Raw genomic sequence first — 20,970 nt, 5'->3', positions numbered from 1 at the left:
AATTAAAGTACGTAGAGGGTTAGAACTTTAGACAGTTCGTTGTTGCGAATAAGGAGGTATTCGACCAAAACTTGTATAAGGTAGGGGAGAGTCTGTTCAGCCAAGTGAAAAATTCTCCCTACAATGAGGATCAATTGTTCGAGATCGCTCACCAGGTCATGAGTTGTGTCGAAGATGACCGTAAGGAGGATATGCTGGAATTAGCGGGGAAACACGGATTGAATTGGGCGAAAAGCGACCTGCCCATCGTGCTCATGCTGGATTGGTTCCGAGGACTTAGAGGAATTTACTGGGATTTCCTCTATCAATATTATAAGAACATCAAGACGATGAACATCGACGAGTTCTTTTTGCTGGAAAAGAAAACAAACTATTATCTTGATTCGTATTTGGAGCAATTCGCGGTATCATACAACCAATATCAATATCAGGTGCTTGATTCTCAAAGAGAGATGATCGAGGAATTGACGGTTCCTATTATTCCTTTAACTGAAAATATAGCCATACTCCCTGTTGTGGGAACGGTGGATACATACCGAGCAAAGAAGCTTCAGGAAAAAACGCTGGTTCAAATTGAAAAGATGAAATTTAATAAAATGATTATCGACTTATCGGGAGTTGCCTATCTGGATACATCCGTTGTTACACACTTGTTTAAAATTGTCGACGGCATCAGGCTTCTGGGCTGCAGAGCGATTGTAACCGGGATTCGTTCCGAAGTCGCCAATACGATGATTGAACTGGGTGTCAGCCTCAATGAACGGGTCGACACGAAAGCCGACCTTAAACAGGCTTTGGAAGATTTGAAAATTGTGTAATGCAAATAGCCGGGTTCCCGCAGAAGCAGGAGCTCGGCTAAATTGTTCGTCGAATGGAAATTGGATGGCATACGGACAAACGATTTCGCATGGGTGATAGTATTGTTCATCCACCGAAAGAAGCTTGAATCCTCTCATGTATATCTTCCAGCCCTTCCTCTACTTCGGCTCTTGGAAGGTTTGCGCTTTCCAGCAAAGCATCATCGAGGCACAGTAAACGTTCATAGAACTGTTTGGCTTTGTTTAAGGCATCAGGATCGTTTTTTTTACATAACTCGTACCATAAATTCTCGGACAGCTCATATCGTCCTATACGCTCGTAATAGAGCGCCATCTCCTCGGTAATACGGCTCGGCAGCACGTACTCGCTCAATGTCCTGTAGAGTGAATTAATATCGGGATACGGATCCAATCTACCGGCCAGCCGGTGCCAGACGAGGTGGTAATGCAGTGATTTGACTGAGGCTGCCCAGGCGCCTTCCTCGTTTCCCATTCGATCGAAGATATCGGCTTGCTCTTTCAATATGGAGGCAATGGCTCCGATTTTCTCCGTCTCCGTTTGCCCGTCTTTCTCAAGCATTTGCAGTACATCCTCTACGGAGATCGTTCTCAGCACCTTACCATTAGGTAGGGAGAGGCGATGGAGCATCCCATCCATTTCATCGAGCGCTTCTTCGAATTTTCGTTCCTGTTTCAATTTGAATACGACGGTACCGATAAATTGGCTCATCTGTTCGATCAAGCGTAAAATATAATCTCTCTGGAACAAAGGACTTCCTCCTGAATCATTTCTATTCCATCATTCTCTCCTAAGCATACGACAAAAAAGGTAAAATAGTAAGAGGTTACGCTAGAAGAGGAGATGACAATTTGAGCCTTAGTATTTGTTTCGATATGGATGATACGTTATATGATCAGCAGCTGCCTTTTCGCAAAGCTGTGATGCTCAGGCTGCCTGATTTCCCTGAAAGGGAGATCGGTCAATTGTTCGTCAAAGTTAGAGAGTATTCCGACGAGCTTTGGATCCCCCACAGCCAAGGCAAACTAGATTTGAATCAGCTGCGAATTCAGCGAATCTTATTTGCACTAAGGGAATGGGATATTCAAGTTTTAGAGGGGGAGGCAACGGCGATTCAATCGCAGTATGAGCTGGAGCAGCGTCGGATTCAGCTGTATCCAGAAGTGAGCGCCTTGCTCGGAAGTTTGAACAAGTTGGAGCATGTGGACATCGGATTGATAACGAATGGTCCTGTCATGCACCAAATGAACAAAATAAGCGCACTTGGGATTGATTCCTTTTTTCCTCCGGATTATGTGTTTATTTCTGATGCGGTGGGTTTGGCCAAGCCGAATCCGGATATATTCCGTCACGTAGAACAGCGTATGGGGTACCCATTAAGAAAGCTGTATATCGGTGACGCCTGGCATAACGATGTGCTGCCTTCGCTTGAAGCGGGGTGGGACTGTATCTGGTTCAACCCGAGACATCTTCCAAAGCCATGCGGAGCATCCCCATATGTCGCGCATTCCTGGGATGAAATCGTACGTTTGGTTGAGCAGTATATGTTACAGAATGGGATATCCATATCTACATAAAATTTGAATTGTTGATGAAAATCAGGAATGATTTGGTATAATTTTAGAGTGGGAGGTGTGAGAGGTGGCCGCAAAAAGACTAAGTATCATTTCGGAAGGAATCAGCTGGTTTATCGTTGGGATTGGATCCTACTTCGCCATTGCAAAAGGGTTCTCGCTCGAAAGCATGCTGATATTTTCAATTGGAGTGTTAGGTATTTTCATTCATCTTGGGTCCTGGAACGGTCGAAAAGAAATATAGTTCCCTTAACACGAATTGCAGCAGCAACCTATTTAGGTTGCTGTTTTTTGCATTCATTCATATTTTAATAGATTGCTGCACATAGTTAGCGTTTTCATGCATATTGTATTATTACTCAATCATGTAAGGGCTTCCAAAACTTCATTCCGTTGATTTTATTTTCCGGGAGGAGCGATAAACATGTTCAGGAAGACGTTTCGGCTGATATGTCTCATTCTCATTCCCCTCACCTTCATTATGGGCTGCAGCATTGGCGGAGGAGATAAACAGAAGGAGGAGAAGATCACCCTCACATTATGGTATTGGAACAGGTCCATTGACGACGATTTACTTAAGCGAGTGGAGGATCAGTTTCCTCATATTGATCTTCGCGCAGAGAAGATTGGGGGCGATTTCAAGGCGAAGCTGATGTCGGCCTTTGCCGCAAGATCGGGTGCGCCTGATATTGTCGGCTTGAACGACTGGGTGGCAGATTTTTTCCCGAACAAAGAGCAATTTTACAATCTGTATGATCTAGGGAGTAAAGAAATTGAACCGCTTTATTTAGATTGGAAATGGCAGCAGGGGGTCACACCGGACGGATATCAAATTGCACTGCCGATGGATACGGGTCCAACCGCTTTGTTTTATAGGGAGGATATTTTCCGGGAAGTAGGATTGCCGACAGATCCTGCAGAGGTCAGCAGCTTGCTGGCGACATGGGAGGATTATATCGACGCGGGCATTAAGATAAGGGACGCTACGAACGGAGAAGTGTATTTGGTAGACAACTTGAAGAACGTGTTCACCCAAATGCTCGGACAAGGAACTCGCATTTTCTTCAATACGTCGGATGAATTCATCGGAGATCAAGAGCACGTGAAGAGAGCGTGGGACACCGCGGCGAAAATGAATGAAGAGGATTTAAGCGCGGGGGTCGACAGCTGGTCAACCGAATGGAACGGGGCGATGAACAATGGAGATGTCGCCACTTTCATCGGCGCGGTGTGGGCGAAGCAAATTTTAATGGACGCGGCTCCGAATTCGGCTGGTCAATGGAGAATTGCTAAGGCGCCAGGCGGTAATGGGAATAACGGAGGCTCCTTCATCGCAATTCCGAAGCAATCCAAGCATCCGGAGGAAGCGTTCGAGGTCATCAAGTGGCTGATGAACCCGGAGAACCAGCTTAATTCGCTTGTGACGTACAATCTGTTTCCGTCGACGCCAAGCATCTTTGATGATCCGAAGATGTCACAGCCGGAGCCGTTCTTCGGGGATCAAAAAACGAATGAGTATTTCATTGAGTCCGCTTTGAACATTCAGGCTGCATATTTCGGGCCGAAGCATTCGATCGCAAGGAGCATCTTCGATCAAGGCATCGATAGTATGGATAAACAAAATGCATCACCAGATAAGGCTTGGAAGGATGCGTTGGAGCGGATTGAAAAGGAACTGCTTCTTTATTAAACGTGAAGCTGTGAATCGGAAGGAGGCGCTCTCATGAGTGACAATGGAAAAAAGCCGCGCAGCGGACTGTGGCGGGAAATCGTCAAGCATCGGGCGATATACTTGTTTATTTCCCCTTTTTATATATTGTTTGCTATTTTTGGCCTATTCCCCGTCGTGTTTTCGTTTATATTGGCGTTCAATAAATGGGATGGCATTGGCGAAATGAGGTTTACCGGACTCAACCAATTCCGTTATTTGCTGACCGACAGCCAGTTCTGGAAAGCTATCGGCAACACGCTGGAAATTTGGATTTATTCGACGATCCCTATGCTCTTCTTCGCATTGCTGATTGCCTTTTTACTCAATGCCGCATTTCTTAAATTCCGAACGGCTTACCGCATTGCCTACTTTATTCCGAATATTACCTCCATCGTGGCAGTGGCGATCATTTTTGCCACATTGTTCGGCAACAATTACGGTTTTCTGAATTATTTGCTGACAACAGTAGGTCTAGATCCTGTGGAGTGGTTGAATTCTCCGTTCCTGTTGAAAATATCGATCGCATCGATGGTCATATGGCGCTGGACCGGTTATAACGCCATTATTTATTTGGCTGGCTTGCAGAGCATTCCCCAGACACTTTACGAAGCCGCTAAAATCGACGGAGCTACCACACTGCAGACTTTTTTCCGAATCACGATCCCGCTGCTTCGTCCGATCATTTTATTTACCGTGCTAACTTCAACGATCGGTGGGATGCAAATTTTCACAGAACCGCAAGTGTTGGTGGGGAATAATGGCGGAGCAGGAGGCGAAGGCATGACCATCGTACTTTACTTATACCAGCTGGCGTTCGTCAAATATTTATTCGGTTATGCATCGACCGTTGCATGGGGATTGTTCGTCCTAATCATCGTATTTTCGTATATCAATTATAAAATCGTCCAGAGACCGGGCGCCCGCTAAGGAGGGGAAAGCAGATGGTCGGAAAAAATCGATTGAAGGTGACATTGGTTCATATTGTTCTTCTTCTCGGTGTGGCAGTTTCCATCTTTCCGTTTTATTGGCTCACGGTAATGGCGACCAGCACGACCAGCGAGATTTACCGTTTTCCGCCGAAGCTGTTCTTCGGGACGGAATTGTTTACGAATATTCGGAGTGTATTTGATACGATTAATTTCTTCGGCTCATTTATGAATACACTGTTTGTCGCCTCTGTTTCTACGGTGTTGGTCTTGTTTTTCTGTTCCTTGGCCGGATTTTCGTTCGCCAAATTTGATTTTCCTGGGAAAAAGGTTTTGTTTGTCCTTTTGCTTGTTACGATGATGATTCCAAGCCAGCTGTCGATCATTCCATCGTTTATGATCATGCAGAATCTGGGCTGGGTCGGTACCTTCAAAGCGCTGATCATTCCTGGCATGGCCAATGCGTTCGGCATATTTTGGATGAGGCAGTTTACACAGGGAGCGATTCACGACGAGCTGCTGAGTGCAGGGCGAATTGACGGATGCGGCACGTTTCGGCTATTCTGGAATGTCGCACTGCCGATATTGCGTCCCGCACTGGCATTTCTAGGGATCTTTACATTCATTAATGCATGGAATGACTACTTGTGGCCGTTGGTCATATTAACGGATCCCGCAAAATATACATTGCAGGTAACGCTGTCGCAGCTGAACGGCATATATAATACCGATTATGCGATGGTGATGGCGGGTACGTTGATGGCAACACTGCCCCTGTTGATTGTGTTCCTGCTGTTCAGCCGGCAGTTTATATCCGATATTGCCGCGGGTGCTATTAAAGATTGAGTTTATGCAGTTATTAGTTAAGAGGGATGACGGTTCGTCCTGTCAAGCGGCGGGATGGATCGTCGTTTATTTTGCAGTAATGATTGTGAGTTTATCGCGAAAGTTAGGCCAACAGCAGGAAAACAAGATGGAAAACGGGAAATTCTTAAGACATGAAGCAGCATGTGTCAACAGACGAGCTTCATCTCGATATCGAACTCATCCTAGAAACGGCATCTGGCATACTTTGTTTCAAATAATCATATGCGGAGGGAACGAGTGGATGATTAAAGGAATTACAGGAGCTGGATTAGGCCGATTGCCAAGCTTGAAAAAATTTGTGGAGTTAGCCGCAGCTTACGGTTTTCAGGCCGTGGATCTGGATCCAGTAGGTTTGTCGGATGAACTTGGGCAAGAAGAAGCAAAACAATGGCTTAAGGAAAATAACATGCAGCTCGGTTCGATCGGACTGCCCGTTCAATGCCTGGGAGATGAAAAGGCATTTCGATCGACGCTGCCTCTGCTGGCTCGTTATGCGGAAGCGGCTAGTGCTTTAGGCTGCAGCAGCTGCTGCACTTATATTTTGCCATCGACAGATGGTAACCATGCCCAGCTGATGGCTCAACTGGTTCGAAGGTACCGCGTTTGTGCAGAAATCTTGGAAGCGTACGGAATGCGGTTGGGATTGGAATATGTCGGACCGCATCATCTGCGCAGTACATGGACTAATCCGTTCATATGGACGATGGAACAGACGTTGGATCTCATCGCAGCGATTGGTAAATCGAACGTCGGTCTGCTTCTGGACAGCTACCATTGGTATACGACGGGACAGACAGCGGAAGATTTGCACCGTCTAAGAGTGGACCAAATTGTACATGTTCATCTGAACGATTCAGATGCTTCCCCAGAAGAGGCTTTGGATAATGATCGTTTGTATCCGGGAGAAGGAAGGATTGATCTGGGCAGCTTCTTAAAGGCACTGAAAACGGCAGGCTATCAAGGAGCTGTTTCTCAAGAGGTGCTTACGAGGCAGAACCCGGAGGACCCAGTAGAGACGCTTTTTGAACGTTCAAAACGTGGATATCAAAAGGCATGGCACGCTGCGGGATTAGAATAAGAAACAACCCCTTTACCGATGATAAGGTAGAGGGGTTGTTTTTGTTTTTCATATTCCAGCCTACAACAGCTTTTCAATGGCTCCCGTCATATCGAATGGATCGACCGGTGTTTCAAATCGTTGTACCACTTCGCCTTGGCGATTCACCAGGAACTTTGTGAAATTCCATTTGATACGATGCTCATTTATCAAATCCGGTTGTTCGGTTTTAATTTTTGCAAGCAGCATTTTGGCCGTTGGATTCGATAAATCAAATCCCTCAAAAGGCGCTTTGGCTTTCAAATAAGTAAAAAGCGGGTGCTCGTTTTCCCCGTTCACCTCGACTTTTTCAAACATGGGAAACGACACGCCGTAATTCATCTGACAAAATGTATGTACATCTTCATTCGTGCCTGGTTCCTGTTCACCGAATTGATTGCAAGGGAAGCCGAGAATGACAAGGCCTTGATCTTTGTACCTGTTATAAAGCTTTTGCAGGTCCTCGTACTGAGGGGTAAATCCACATTTGCTGGCGGTATTTACGATAAGTACGACGCTGCCTTCAAACTCACCAAGGCTTCTTCTTTCACCACGGATGTTTTTTGCTGAGAAATTGTAAATGCTCAAGTGAAATCCTCCTCTGCCGGGTCCTGTTGACAATGATGTGATCCATTATACTATCCAATCACTTGGTTTGTCCAAACAATTGAATGTCCAAGCTGTATAGGTTTTCAAGCGGTATATGGGCTAGCTTTATTAAATATGAAAAAGTGGAATGAATCATTTGTATTCATGGTATAAAAAAATAAACTGAGTTAATACAAAATTTGCACTATTAGCACAAAAAGATGTACTGAATTTACTATAAATATTTACATCTAATGTAACATCCTTATACTTAAACCATGTGCACATGCAGCAACATAAAGGAGGATATTTACCAGATGACGATTAAAGCAGGCATCGTTGGATATGGAAACCTTGGAAAAGGTGTACAAAAAGCGATTGCTCAAAATCCAGATTTTGAACTAGTAGCCGTATTTACCCGCAGACAGCCTGAACAACTAGCATCGGGAGATGGTGTTCGCTTCGAACATATTTCCGCTGCAGAACAATACAAAGGGAAAATCGACGTCATGATACTATGTGGTGGATCGGCGACAGATCTTCCGGAGCAAACCCCAGCGATCGCTAAGATGTTCAATACGGTGGACAGCTTCGACACGCATGCGAAAATTCCTGAATTTTTTGAAAGTGTCGATGCGGCAGCCAAGCAAGGCGGTAATTTGAGTGTGATTTCGACGGGTTGGGATCCAGGTTTATTTTCTCTAAACCGACTGCTGGCTGAATCGATTCTTCCACAAGGAACGGGCTATACGTTTTGGGGAAAAGGGGTAAGTCAAGGCCACTCCGATGCGATTCGCCGTGTGCCTGGCGTAAAAGCTGGAGTACAATATACGGTACCGGTAGAGGCAGCGATTGAACGAATTCGTTCAGGTGAAACACCCGACTTTACGACTCGTGAGAAGCATCTGAGAGTATGCTACGTGGTTGCCGAAGAAGGTGCGGATCAAGAAGAGATTCGCAAGGCGATCGTAACGATGCCAAACTACTTTGCCGACTACGATACTGAAGTTCATTTCATTACGGAAGAGCAGTTGAAAGAAGAGCATCAAGGAATGCCGCATGGCGGTTTTGTCATTCGCAGCGGTGAAACTGGAGCGGGATCGAAACAAATTATTGAATTCGGTCTGAAGCTCGACAGCAATCCTGAATTTACAGCGAGTGTTCTTGTCGCATATGCAAGAGCAGCGTATCGTCTAAGCAAGGAAGGACAGTCAGGAGCGAAGACGGTATTTGATATTCCTTATGGACTTCTTTCTCCAAAATCTCCGGAAGAGCTTCGCCGCGATTTGCTGTAATCTTAGGAATGGAAACCTCTTGTGTGCTTTGATGTGATTTCCGAGCTTTTTATTTAAATCGAATGGATTTTTTTGGATGTTTATACATTGGAAATGATTACCGTATAGCATTATTTAATCAGGGTACTAAAATATTTTTATTTGCGTATCTTCCATTCTTTGTTACAATTCTAGATATGTCTAGTGCAAACATTTATACGTTAAGTACAAAGTGTGTATAGAGTATGCATTCGTATGCATGTCTGCAGGGGGAACGGGCACGATCTGCTGTATGATAGAGCGGTTTGTTTTACCCAGAAGATGGAGTCTTACAATATTTCGAAATGGGAAAAGGAGTGCTGGATAAGATGGTAACTGCAATGTCTGAGCAAAATCAAGCAGCGGCTAAACAATACGTTCAATCGGTATATGAGACGGTCATTAAACGCAATCCGCATGAGAGCGAGTTTCACCAAGCGGTAAAAGAAATTTTAGATTCCTTAGTACCGGTATTTGCGAAGCATCCAAAATATATGGAACACGGCATTTTAGAGCGCATTGTTGAGCCTGAGCGTGTCATTACGTTCCGAGTGCCTTGGGTTGATGACAGCGGCAAGGTGCAGGTCAACCGCGGTTTCCGTGTTCAGTTCAACAGCGCGATTGGACCTTATAAAGGCGGACTTCGCTTTCATCCATCCGTTAACGCGAGCATCATCAAGTTTTTAGGCTTCGAGCAAATCTTCAAAAACTCCTTGACCGGTCAACCGATCGGCGGAGGTAAAGGCGGATCTGACTTCGATCCTAAAGGTAAATCAGACAATGAAGTCATGCGATTTACACAAAGCTTTATGACCGAGCTGTACAGACATATCGGCCCAGATATCGACGTACCGGCTGGGGATATCGGAGTAGGCGGACGCGAGATCGGCTTTATGTTCGGACAATATAAAAGAATCCGCGGCGGTAATGAAGCTGGCGTATTAACGGGTAAAGGCCTTCTCTATGGTGGAAGCTTAACGCGGACAGAAGCAACAGGCTACGGCTGTGTATACTTCGTTGATGAAATGTTAAAGGCGAAAGGCCTCAGCTTTAAAGACAGCAAAGTCGTTGTTTCCGGTTCCGGCAACGTGTCGATCTATGCTATTGAAAAGGCGCATCAGCTAGGCGCTACGGTGGTTGCTTGCAGCGACTCCGGTGGTTATGTGTATGATCCTAACGGAATTAACTTAGACACTGTGAAGCGTCTGAAGGAAGTAGAACGCAAACGGATCAGCGAATACGTGAAGGAACATCCGCAAGCGGTATATACCGAAGGTTGTGAAGGAATCTGGACGATTCCTTGTGACATTGCACTTCCTTGCGCAACGCAAAACGAGATCAACGAGCAATCTGCTAAAACATTGGTTGAGAACGGCGTGAAAGCCATCGGTGAAGGAGCAAACATGCCTTCGACTTTAGAAGCCATCGATGTGTTCTTGAACGCTGGAGTGCTGTTTGGACCAGCAAAAGCGGCAAATGCCGGCGGCGTAGCGGTATCCGCATTGGAAATGGCTCAAAACAGCGCAAGATTGTCTTGGTCCTTCGAGGAAGTCGATGCGAAGCTGAACGATATTATGAAAAACATCTACGAGAATTCCGTGAAAGCCGCTGAAGAGTACGGCTATTCCGGTAACTTAGTGGTTGGCGCTAACATTGCAGGCTTCATTAAAGTAGCCGACGCGATGATCGCGCAAGGTGTTGTTTAATAAAGAAAATCAACATTTCCCACCGAAGGACCAGTGCCTGCGGTGGGTTTTGTTTTAGCGGTTGATGGAAAACTTCGGATTATGCTAAGATAATAATATATATAATTTGGAAGCGGAAGCACCGCCTTTTCTGGATCGATCATGGGATGGATTCGGGAAAGGCGGTTTTTTGTTTGGAATAAAAGGAAATGTTTTACATGACGTGGAATAGGTTTATAGAACTATATTGTTACATGGGGGAATACAAATGAAATTTGGTATGACACAACTGTCGAAAAAAGCTGCTGCGGTACTAGCCGCGCATATGATGATCGGAGATGTACATGGAGGAAAAGCGGAGGCGGTATCTTGTAATAATTGTGAATAGCCAGAAAAAATGAACTTCCTGTTGTAAAGATTTTATTCTATATATACGGTTTACAAAAGTGGGAGGATTTATTTTGAAGAAAGCAATCCTAGCACCGTCCTGTGTCATGATGCTTTTAATGACTACTCCAACCTACGCTAATTTCGATGTGTTTAACGATGTATCTGCTGATCATTGGGCAGCTCCTGCGATTGAATGGGCAGTAAAAGAGGGCGTTATTGCGGGCTACACGGATGGTACGTTTAAAGCCCCTCAAGAGATCACGAGAGCTGAATTTATCGCAATGCTTGTTGAGGGAGCGATGATTCCTCATTCAGAAGGAAGTACACCTTGGTATCATTCTTTCGTTTATGCTGCTATTGAATCTAAGCTTCATTTTGAATCGGATTTCAATTCGTATACAGAGCCGATCACTCGCTTTGAAATGACCCGATTAGCTTTAAGAGCGTTAGATTTAGAATTGCGTACTGATGAAAGTCTAGATCAAGAGGAATGGCTTTTGATGGGCGTTGAAAAGGGCTTGATCCGGGGTAGAAACCAAAGCGGCGCTATAGAACCGGATAGCTTTTCAACAAGAGCAGAAGGCGTGGCACTGATCCAGCGAATGGCACAGATTCGATCCGGATTGAAGCTTGAACCAGATAGCGTAGCACTAGAAATATTACAAACCAAACTTAAAAATAAATTGGGGGAATAAACAATGAAAAACAAAATGATGAACATGGTGAAATGGACGTTAGCAAGTACGATGTTGTTTGCTTCTTTATCAGTTGCCACGGTTTCCGCAGCGGAAGAAATTAAAAGGGTGGATAAACCGGACATTCAAGTATTGATCGATGCAAGAAAAATCAAGCTACCCGATGCGAAACCTTATGCGAACGAAGATCAACGTGTCATGGTTCCTGTGCGCGTGGTTTCTGAAGGATTAGGAGCAAAGGTAGATTGGAACCAGGCTGAAAATAAAGTGACGATCACGAAAGGTGAGAAGGTCATTCAATTGGTTGCGAATCAGCAAAACGCTATCGTCAATGGAAAAACGGTTCAGTTTGACACGAAAATGACGGTCAAACAGCAGCGCGTGTATGTTCCTCTGCGTTTTGTCAGCGAAGCGTTGGGACAATCCGTCATGTGGGACAGTGTGAGCCGATGGGTATGGATCGGCAAGCAGGATGTTCCGACTAGGGAAGATGCAGGGGTTAAAAATGTGCCGATTGAGGATGTGGAGGAGTATTATGCTAATTTACCAGTGCTATTGAATGACTACTCTGAAGCGAATATTTATAAAGCTGCACAATTCCCTATTTCGCTACCAATTTTTACTTCTGGTGAATTAATTATTTATGAAATTTTTCCCGCAAAGCAAGGTAACTATGATGTAATTGGGGTGCGACATAAAGGGATTCTTAATAATATTCATATCGTATTAGATAATTACGAAGGGGCACGAATTAGGAGTGCAATGGCAGAGGAAACGGTAAAGCATGCAGATGGTACAAAAACATCCTATTTCCCCGTAGTATTCAAAGGTGATTATGTGTTTCATAATATTCAAAACTATTTGGATCTAAAAATAAGTGATTTGAAGTATATTACTTTCATAAATGATTTCAAACAAATTCAGCTACTTGAAATGAAATAATATGGTAGAGGTCGTGTAATATGTTCCATAAAATTAAAAAATCATTATCCATATTGTTTCTATGTTTACTCCTTTATACGCCAGTCCTGAATATAGTTCAGGCTGGTGTATTGCCTACCACTCCGGAACCGGGGAGCACCACCATTCATAATTTTGTTGCTTTATTTAGCTACGAAATTTGGCGTCATGCAGATGGTGAACATTGGACAGCAGAAGGTGAGCCGGGGCAGAGAAAGGATATTCCATTTGATTATACTTTCGACGCACCAGCTGGCTATGTGATTAAAGATGTTCGATCAGCAGCATTTAGACCAAGGACAGATAATGAAGAGGATGAAAAATATGATTATGATCTATATAAAACTTCTAGATATAATCGTCAAACTTGGGATGATATAAAAAATGCTGTTAGTAACAGTTATAGTACGAGTATAGAAAATAAGGTAGGGTTAGGGACTCCGACTATATCGTTTACTCTATGGGTTAATAATGGTCTATTGGAGGCTCCTGTGCCCGAAGAAACTTCTAGGAATGGTAATTATGATGGAGAAACGCTTGGACAAAAGTATTATTTTCCAACGAAGTTAATTATCGAATATGAACCCATCGAAAAGCCAAAGCAGCTGCACGTAACCGTGAAGCACTTTTTAGAAGATGGGACAAGCTTGGCGGGCGTATTCCCTAACTATGAAGAAATCAAAGAAGTAGGGGAAGAAGTCAATGTCGTACACCCAACACATGAGGATTACACATATGTAGGACATGCCAAGACATCGACAGGGGCGTTGCCCAGCTATAACAATTTAATGCCGGGTACCGATCCGGGGGCGTTCACTTACGATGGTTCTTTTGAAAACTACATTGTTTACTTTTATTATGAGACGGATCTTCCTGAACAACCGGATCCCGGCGATCCCGAAGAACCGAATTACGATGTAACCGGTGACTTCGATATTATTCCGAACGTAATTAATTGGCGGGAAAGTACAACATTCCGTCCGAAAGACATTGAAACCAATTGTAATTATGAATATCACTACTTCCGGATTGAAAAGGACGGAAGAACATATACCACGCCAAAGATCTACGGCGAAACGCAGGATTTGAATTATGTTTATGAAAACTATCCTTGGATCTTCAGTACAGGGGATCATCAGGTATATATGAAAGTGTTCGCTTCTTGCGCGCAATCGAATTGGATTGGGCCGAAAACATTGACTATAAACAGTCCTTCGGACAATTCACCGCCGGATTTTGCTGTCGGCTGGACTCATCCTGGAATACATACTCAGGATGGTGTTGTTACAGAAGTGATCGCAGGAACGACACTAGATCTTGTCTATTTAGATGAACCGGAAATGACAGACCCCGATGGAGATCCGATAGAATGGCTCGGGTTTGATTTTGCGGGAACGAATAATAGTTGGCTGAAGTCCATTCCGAGTCAATATACTGAATATACCAACGGATGGCACCGTATCAAAATGGATGAACCGGGAACTTATTCGATTAAAGCTAGTATTCGGGATTCCTTTGGGGCAGTAACAACAAAAACAGCCAGAGTAACGGTTGTCCCCCCTAATCCTGTACCTGTCGCATCCTGTCCACAAGTGAAATCGATGCGGCCAGTTCCGGACGATGCTTTTGACAGCAGCCAGAGTTACAGTCCATTAGGAAAAGACATCGACCATTCAAGGGATGAATGGTCAGGTATAAAGCCGTACTATGTGAATGATACAATGGAGCCTATTTCAGAGAAGGTTTTTCTACATGTCTTTGATGAGGACGGTTTGAAATCCTTATATCCAGACGAATGTACGGTTGTCATTGAACCGGACTTGCCACCGGTGGCGAAATTAGATGTGCAGCCGCTCGGTATTCGCGGAGAAACGTATTCATTTGCTAATCAATCCTACAGTCCAGATGGCGATCCAATTGTGACTTGGGAATATAAGTTTAAATACGACGATGAAAATAATGGTTTTGATGACGATGCGTGGGCAACATTAATTGGAACAAAGGAAGTTGTTCAATTCAAACCAAATCGTGTAGGGAAATATTTATTCTATGTTCGTGTTGTCGAGGATTACGGCCGTGCGGACGATACACTAGATGAAGATGCAGCTTTGTATACGATGGATGTGACGAATTTAGCTCCTTCCGTATCCTTTAAGGTCGAAGGTGACAACCCGCGTCCGGATCTTGCTCTACCAGAAATCTTAACAGCCAAGTCAATATTGAACTGGAATTACTATCAAGTGAATTCGACAACACCTAAAGTGGGTGTGAATGGGTATTGGAGCGATTCGGAAGGTTACTTATCCGGAGGTCTTGGCAAAATCATGGAAGGGACAAGCCCATATTTTGATTTCGGCTCCTCATCCTATGGTGCTTATGTGCAGGATGCGTGGAACATGCCTTTTCCTAACCGCGGCTATGGAAATAATGGTTTATCTCCATATCGAACTATAAAACAGGAAAGCTACGGGTATGATCAACCGCTGCTTGCGAAGCAGAGTGACGGCACGTATGAGCCTGTTTCTGGAAATATAAATGGTGAGTCAGAATACCTTATACGTTCTAATCCTAAATACATTTATTATACGGACGAAGAAACATTATATGGTATGAATAAATCGAAAATCAGCCGTTACCAATTAGAAGTTCAAAGTCAGTATAGTGCAGAGCATCAGCAACTAGACGGTTGGTCGGTAGACTTGATTATTTCCCCAAATGATTTGTATCGTTTAACAAGCAGCAGAACATTTCCTAAGTTGAAGTTTTCAGATCAAGCACAATATAATGCTGCAATGGAAAATGGCGATTTCGAAGGTGCCCTCAAAACAGGAGAAACGTATAGATTAAATAATCCGGTGGTTCTCGATTATGAAGTATCGGATGAAACCATCTACCAACTAATTCGATGGACTCCAACTGAGAATAACTATAGTTATAATTGGACTACTTCTAACGGTAATTCGTTTGAATCTCAAGTAACAAATTCTATGATGGAAATCCGTACTTATGATGCGTTTACTGGTGAATTCATTGCAAGTTCTTTAGATCAAGGGCTGTTTTTACATTCAACGAGCTATGATGCTCTCCAACTGTTCCCGGTTAACGATGACTTGATGATGTTCGGAATTATAAATCGGTATAACGATAGTTTTACACCTAAAGATCGGATCATTAAATTGAACCGGCAAGGCGAAGTATTGAATGACAATGTGATTGATGGGCCAGAAACGACATCGACAGGAACGAAGGGTTATTCGGATTACGTGTTGTATCAATATAATCCGAGCGAGGCTAATATATGGTTCCAAGGAATGAACGGGGATTTCTACAGATATCAATTGGTGCAGGCGGAAAACGATGATGGTTCTGAGTTATTCTTTTATAATCGTACCTATGTGATGAAAATCGATAAAAATGGAGAAAAGTCTTGGCGGGTTCGTTTGACAGGGAAAAATCCGGATTCGAGAGGAGGCTGGGCATGGCAGGGCGGTACGGATCACGACGCATTCCCTGTGATGCTTGTGAACAGCCATAAAAATGAACTTGTTGTACAAAGTTTTCATTCTGGATACAGTTCGGGTGCAAGATTTGTTGAAGTCATAAACATGAACACTGGAAGCAAGAGACAAGATGACAGCATCAGGATCAATTCAAAAGATGATAATGGTTACTACATTGATTTTAACGGAAATCGTGTGCCGATACTGGGAAGCGATAAGTATCTGACAGCAGATGGATTATTTACGGATGACATTCAGAATAGAGCATTTAATAGCGATGGCAGCGTATATTCATCTTGGAGTTCCGGAGGTATCATCCGTTGGTCGTACTACCCGGATGTCACATCTTCTCAGATCAGCAACATCTACGTAGGCGATGGCATGTACATTGCATTTTATGGTCAGGCCAATGCTTTGAACTTTTTCGCGGATAATATTACGCCTTGGCTTACGGTGGGCACACCATCCGATGAACCGCCCGTCACAGATGGAATTTCTTTAGGTGAACTGATATCGCCTAATACTTACTCAGATCATGAATATACGTTTACACTGCGTATGAAAGATCCCAAAATGGATGATCAGCTGGCAGGTTTCGGATTTAGGGCACGTGATCCGAAAAACAAATATGCAGTAGAAACAGATGGAGAAACGCTATACATTTCGAAATACGTAAACGGTACAAGAACGATACTCGATGAAACGCGTTTTCCATTTCAAAATGAAACGGATTATCAGTTTAAGGTTCGAACAGAAGGAGATCGTTTGAGCGTCACCTTGAATCGCGTCCCATATTTTGAAGTAACGGATAACACCTTTGCTGATGGGAAAATAACGATTTTCTCAGATAAAGTGTTAGTGGATTTTGGGCCGATCATTGTTAATCCTGTCAATGGTCTAAAGGAAAAAGCAGCAGGATACGCTATTTTGGATGAAGTCACGCAGCGTGCAAATGTCACTTACAAAGACATGGTATTCAATGATCCGGAGAATGACCCGAAAGCAGGAATGTACAGCTGGTATCTAAAACATACACCGAAGTTCATTAATAACGGTGGATTATCCTCGCTGCACGATAAAAGATATTCATCTGAAGTGATGTCATTCGATAAGGTGGGGCTGTATGAAATTCATCTGAGCGCACAAGACGATCCGCATCCGGATTACTTATCTCCATCCGATGTATTCGGTGAATACCGGAAGGATTCGAACCCATTCAAGCAGCTGCTTGTTGTTCATCGCATACCGGTTGCAGAGTTTGAATTAAGCTACAGCAAAGAGGATGGACTAGAGTGGACAGATACCAGTTATGACCCGGACCGTTGGGCATCTGCAACGAATTACTCCACGGAAGCAACAGGCATTGATTACAGATCCACGCGGGGCGTAATGGAACGTAAGTATTTTTATATTGATCCAAATGGAAATACCGTTCATCAAAAGTTAATGGCTCCGACACTTGTAGGGACTTACGTTGTGGGGCTTATTGTAAAAGATGAATACGGAGCTTGGAGTCATTGGGCAGTGAAAACCATTCAGATTAACCAGCTGATGGATGATAATCCGCCAGTCGCAGGATTTACGCTGAGTAAAGATCAGTTGTATCGTAACGAGGTTTTAACGATCCATTCCACTGCGTATGACTTAGAAGATGGGGATCGTACACAAATCGCGCATTGGTATTACATCAAGCAGGGGAGCGGAAGTGAATCACTGCAAAGTACTTCGAGAACAAGCTGGAACAAGACATTCAACAGCTTAGGCACGTTCCAAATTCGGCAGGTTGTTCAGGATCGCTCGAATCAAACGGCAGAGTTCACCGATTCCGTGACGGTCATCAATCGGAAGCCGACTGCTGCGATTACTTATCCGAGCAGTACGAATCGAAATAATCCGACGATTGTCGCATCACCAAGGCCTGCATTTACATGGACATACTCGGATGGCGATAACGATCCGCAAACGCAGTATCAAGTCCGAATTTATCATGTGAATGGGACGTTGTTAAGGGATACGGGGCCAATGGGTGGCAGCTCGAAGAATTGGACAACTACGCAGGATCTTCCAACTGGAACCGTTATGTATGTAATGGTTCGAGTATTCGACGGCTATGATTGGAGTGAGTACAGCCAGCCAAAGTATTTTATGGTCAATCGGCCGCCGGTTGCAGATTTTGACTGGACACCGAAGCCGGTATGGGAAGGGGATCAGGTGACGCTCTTGAACCGGTCATCGGATCCGGACGGCGATCCTTTAACTTACACTTGGCAGGTGACGTTCCCGGATGGTACATCTCAATCGTTCACGACGACAAATGTGAGCCTGCGATTCACGCAGATCGGAATATACCGTATTCGATTGACGGCGAGCGACGGCATGGCCGAAAGCACTACTCAAAAGCCGATTGAAGCGAAAGAGCTTATTATTGAGCCAGCGGTATTCCATACAGAACAGTGGAAGATCATACACGATGAGCTCGGACACCAAACGGAGAACGATCCGAAGGATTTCTACTCGGGAGAAATCTTTGTACTGCAGGCTGGAACATCCCCTGCTCCGATTCATCAGGTGACAGCCTGGATGGACACGGAAGGACGAGACGGGAACGAGATTTATTTGACGACACAGCTTACAGCAGTGCACGATCCGGTTCAATACATTGGAGAATTGTACGATCCTGTTCTAATGTCACTGACCGAGGGGCTAAATGAAGGATTAGAAACGATTTGGTTCGAGGTGCGTTATGCGAACGGTGTCGTGAAGCAGGCTTCTGTGCCGGTGAACATCATTGGGCTGGCGAAGGAAGCTGCCGGAGTACATCGGAGAAGGTAAACAGACCTACTGGAGAAGAAATATGATAAAATCGCCTCCCACTTATTCCTGTGAGAGGCGATGACTTTATATCCCGCTTTAAAATTCGAACTGCTTCGAATATAAGTGGGCATACGTCCCGTCCTTTGCCAGCAATTCTTCATGAGAGCCTTGTTCGACAATTCCGTCCTTAGTCAGCACAATAATTCTTTGGGCGTTGCGGACGGTGGAGAGGCGATGAGCAATGACGAGAGTGGTGCGTCCCTGTGCCAACGATTCTAAAGAAGCCTTGACGACGCCTTCACTCTCGTTGTCTAAGGCACTTGTCGCTTCATCGAAGATAAGGATGGGCGGATTCTTCAGGAATACCCGAGCGATACTAAGGCGCTGCTTTTGTCCTCCGGAGAGCTTTACGCCGCGTTGTCCTATTTCGGAGTGATAGCCTTGAGGCAAACGGATGATAAAATCATGGGCGCCTGCTTGCTTGGCTGCTGCGATCATCTCTTCTTCACCAGCTTCGGGATTTCCATAGCGAATGTTGTCCATTACGGTACCGGCAAACAGATAGACATCCTGCTGCACAAATCCGATCTGTTTTCTCAAGCACGTCAACTCAATATCGCGGACGTTCGTTCCGTCCAATCGTACCTCTCCTTCTGTTGCATCGTAGAAGCGGGGGATGAGTGAGCAAAGTGTTGTTTTTCCCGCACCGGACGGACCCACCAGTGCAACATATTCACCAGGCTCTATTCTCAGCGAAAGATTGAGCAGTACCGGATTGAAGCGGTCCTCGTAGCGGAAGGTCACTTGCTTAAACTCGATTTCTCCGTGGACATTAGGCAGGACGACCGCCCCCGGCTTGCTCTTAATGGCTGGCTGAAGCCGCATAATTTCCATAAAGCGCTGAAATCCTGTAATGCCTTCTTGAAACTGTGTCGTCATGTGCGGTAATCGCTGCAGAGGCTCTACCAAGTATCCAATATATAGGAGGAAAGTGATTAAATCGGCTAAATCCAAAGTGCTGCGGACGATGCTGGCACTTCCGAATATGATGACCGTGATCGTAATGAGCTGAATGAATGTCTCCATCCCGTTGTAAAAGTAGGCTTCTGCCTTGTACGTACGTTTGCGGCTGTCTAGGAATCGATTATTGGCAGCACTGAACTTCTCAATTTCAACGTTTTCGCCGGCAAAAGACTTTACGACACGGATTCCGGATAGACTATCCTCCACTTGAGCGTTGATATCACCGATTCGCTCTTTGTTATCTCGAAGCGTACGGTTTAATATTTTATTGAAATACAGTACGAAGACGGTTAAGAAAGGCAGGAAACTGAATACGACGAGCGTGAGCGGCGCGTCAATGAAGAATAATATGGCGAAGGCGCCTATAAATCGGACGAAATATTTAATATAGTCTTCCGGACCATGATGGTACAGCTCCGAGAGGAGGAGCAGATCGTTCGTAATGCGGGACATGAGCTGGCCGGTCTTTTCTTGATCGTAAAAACGAAAGGACAGCTTTTGCATGTGGGTGAACAGTTCTTTACGCAAATCTCGTTCCATCCGAGCCCCGATTTCGTGTCCTTTGTAGTCTACAACGTAGTTACCCAAGTTCTGAATCGCGACCATCAGCAGCATTAGTCCGCCGATCCAGTATACTTCACGCAATGCGCTGGATAAGTCGTTCCCAAGGATATCTTTCGTAACATAACGAACAAGCAAAGGAAACAGCAGCGTTAAGGCTGAGGTGAATAGCGCACAGGCTAATACTGCAATGAATAAACCGAGGTACGGCTTGTAATAGGAAAGAAATTTTTTGATGGGAAATGACATCGTATACCCCTTTTCGTGTTATTTCATGAACACACATAAGGGGGAAGCGAGCACTTATGATGAAATCGTACCACCCTTATATGTTTGTTGGACGTGATACGCTGCATTTTTCATGTACAAAACCTCCTTGAATTTAGATCATTCCATTATATGTTTATTTTTGCAGCCTGTATGAATCATA

At 44.5% G+C, this 20,970-nt stretch carries 14 protein-coding genes; 11 read left to right on the top strand and 3 right to left on the bottom strand.

From position 1 onward, the window contains the following. The first annotated feature begins 71 nt into the window (after positions 1-71). A complete protein-coding gene (locus ACFPXP_RS22390; protein WP_379896736.1) occupies positions 72-818 on the top strand; it encodes an STAS domain-containing protein in 747 nt (248 codons plus the stop codon). A gap of 106 nt (positions 819-924) precedes the next feature. Here ACFPXP_RS22390 and ACFPXP_RS22385 read toward each other — a convergent pair whose 3' ends face one another. Beyond that, positions 925-1,587 (bottom strand): DUF6483 family protein, encoded by a 663-nt coding sequence (locus ACFPXP_RS22385; protein ID WP_379896735.1) that lies wholly within the window; start codon positions 1,585-1,587, stop codon positions 925-927. Between the two features lie 101 nt (positions 1,588-1,688). On the opposite strand from ACFPXP_RS22385, the gene ACFPXP_RS22380 reads away from it, so the two are divergent. The 5 genes from ACFPXP_RS22380 (at position 1,689) to ACFPXP_RS22360 (ending at position 6,993) form a co-directional block, all read left to right on the top strand. Next, a complete protein-coding gene (locus ACFPXP_RS22380) occupies positions 1,689-2,414 on the top strand; it encodes an HAD family hydrolase (RefSeq protein ID WP_379896734.1) in 726 nt (241 codons plus the stop codon). Between the two features lie 421 nt (positions 2,415-2,835). Beyond that, positions 2,836-4,101: an extracellular solute-binding protein gene (locus tag ACFPXP_RS22375; RefSeq protein ID WP_379896733.1), complete on the top strand. Its 1,266-nt coding sequence runs from the start codon at positions 2,836-2,838 to the stop codon at positions 4,099-4,101. A gap of 33 nt (positions 4,102-4,134) precedes the next feature. Next, on the top strand, positions 4,135-5,049 hold the full coding sequence (locus ACFPXP_RS22370) for a carbohydrate ABC transporter permease (RefSeq protein ID WP_379896732.1): 915 nt from the start codon (positions 4,135-4,137) through the stop codon (positions 5,047-5,049). Positions 5,050-5,063: 14 nt separating this feature from the next. Then, positions 5,064-5,894, top strand: a complete 831-nt coding sequence (locus ACFPXP_RS22365) for a carbohydrate ABC transporter permease (RefSeq protein WP_379896731.1) — start codon at positions 5,064-5,066, stop codon at positions 5,892-5,894. 262 nt (positions 5,895-6,156) lie between these two features. Further along, positions 6,157-6,993, top strand: a complete 837-nt coding sequence (locus ACFPXP_RS22360) for a sugar phosphate isomerase/epimerase family protein (protein WP_379896730.1) — start codon at positions 6,157-6,159, stop codon at positions 6,991-6,993. A 60-nt stretch (positions 6,994-7,053) separates the two neighbouring features. Here the strand turns inward: ACFPXP_RS22360 and ACFPXP_RS22355 are convergent, their stop codons facing one another. Then, positions 7,054-7,599 carry a glutathione peroxidase gene (locus ACFPXP_RS22355; protein WP_379896729.1) on the bottom strand — a complete coding sequence of 182 codons (546 nt, stop codon included), beginning with the start codon at positions 7,597-7,599 and terminating at the stop codon, positions 7,054-7,056. A 317-nt stretch (positions 7,600-7,916) separates the two neighbouring features. On the opposite strand from ACFPXP_RS22355, the gene ACFPXP_RS22350 reads away from it, so the two are divergent. The 5 genes from ACFPXP_RS22350 (at position 7,917) to ACFPXP_RS22330 (ending at position 18,974) form a co-directional block, all read left to right on the top strand. Continuing rightward, the gene (locus ACFPXP_RS22350) at positions 7,917-8,894 is read left to right on the top strand and encodes a diaminopimelate dehydrogenase (RefSeq protein WP_379896727.1); all 978 of its coding nucleotides are present in this window, start codon (positions 7,917-7,919) and stop codon (positions 8,892-8,894) included. Between the two features lie 347 nt (positions 8,895-9,241). After that, entirely contained in the window at positions 9,242-10,618 is a 1,377-nt protein-coding gene (gdhA, locus tag ACFPXP_RS22345; protein WP_379896726.1) for an NADP-specific glutamate dehydrogenase, read from the top strand. 440 nt (positions 10,619-11,058) lie between these two features. After that, complete coding sequence (locus tag ACFPXP_RS22340; protein ID WP_379896724.1) at positions 11,059-11,682, top strand: S-layer homology domain-containing protein; 624 nt, start codon at positions 11,059-11,061, stop codon at positions 11,680-11,682. Between the two features lie 3 nt (positions 11,683-11,685). Next, positions 11,686-12,624, top strand: a complete 939-nt coding sequence (locus tag ACFPXP_RS22335; protein WP_379896723.1) for a copper amine oxidase N-terminal domain-containing protein — start codon at positions 11,686-11,688, stop codon at positions 12,622-12,624. A 509-nt stretch (positions 12,625-13,133) separates the two neighbouring features. Beyond that, entirely contained in the window at positions 13,134-18,974 is a 5,841-nt protein-coding gene (locus ACFPXP_RS22330) for a PKD domain-containing protein (protein ID WP_379896722.1), read from the top strand. 78 nt (positions 18,975-19,052) lie between these two features. On the opposite strand, the gene ACFPXP_RS22325 is transcribed toward ACFPXP_RS22330, so the two are convergent. Then, the gene (locus tag ACFPXP_RS22325) at positions 19,053-20,789 is read right to left on the bottom strand and encodes an ABC transporter ATP-binding protein (RefSeq protein WP_379896721.1); all 1,737 of its coding nucleotides are present in this window, start codon (positions 20,787-20,789) and stop codon (positions 19,053-19,055) included. Between the last annotated feature and the right edge of the window lie 181 nt (positions 20,790-20,970).

The sequence above is a fragment of the Marinicrinis lubricantis genome (genome assembly GCF_042658665.1).
Lineage (GTDB): Bacteria > Bacillota > Bacilli > Paenibacillales > KCTC-33676 > Marinicrinis > Marinicrinis lubricantis.
The sequence above is the reverse complement of the archived record's forward strand: the minus strand, read 5'-3'. Positions and strand labels throughout refer to the sequence as shown.

Bases quoted from the DNA above. Each gene is read 5' to 3' on its own strand.
- ACFPXP_RS22375 (WP_379896733.1), top strand. From the start codon at position 2,836: ATGTTCAGGAAGACGTTTCGGCTGATATGTCTCATTCTCATTCCCCTC.
- ACFPXP_RS22360 (WP_379896730.1), top strand. From the start codon at position 6,157: ATGATTAAAGGAATTACAGGAGCTGGATTAGGCCGATTGCCAAGCTTG.
- ACFPXP_RS22350 (WP_379896727.1), top strand. From the start codon at position 7,917: ATGACGATTAAAGCAGGCATCGTTGGATATGGAAACCTTGGAAAAGGT.
- ACFPXP_RS22335 (WP_379896723.1), top strand. From the start codon at position 11,686: ATGAAAAACAAAATGATGAACATGGTGAAATGGACGTTAGCAAGTACG.
- gdhA (WP_379896726.1), top strand. From the start codon at position 9,242: ATGGTAACTGCAATGTCTGAGCAAAATCAAGCAGCGGCTAAACAATAC.
- ACFPXP_RS22365 (WP_379896731.1), top strand. From the start codon at position 5,064: ATGGTCGGAAAAAATCGATTGAAGGTGACATTGGTTCATATTGTTCTT.
- ACFPXP_RS22370 (WP_379896732.1), top strand. From the start codon at position 4,135: ATGAGTGACAATGGAAAAAAGCCGCGCAGCGGACTGTGGCGGGAAATC.
- ACFPXP_RS22325 (WP_379896721.1), bottom strand. From the start codon at position 20,789: ATGTCATTTCCCATCAAAAAATTTCTTTCCTATTACAAGCCGTACCTC.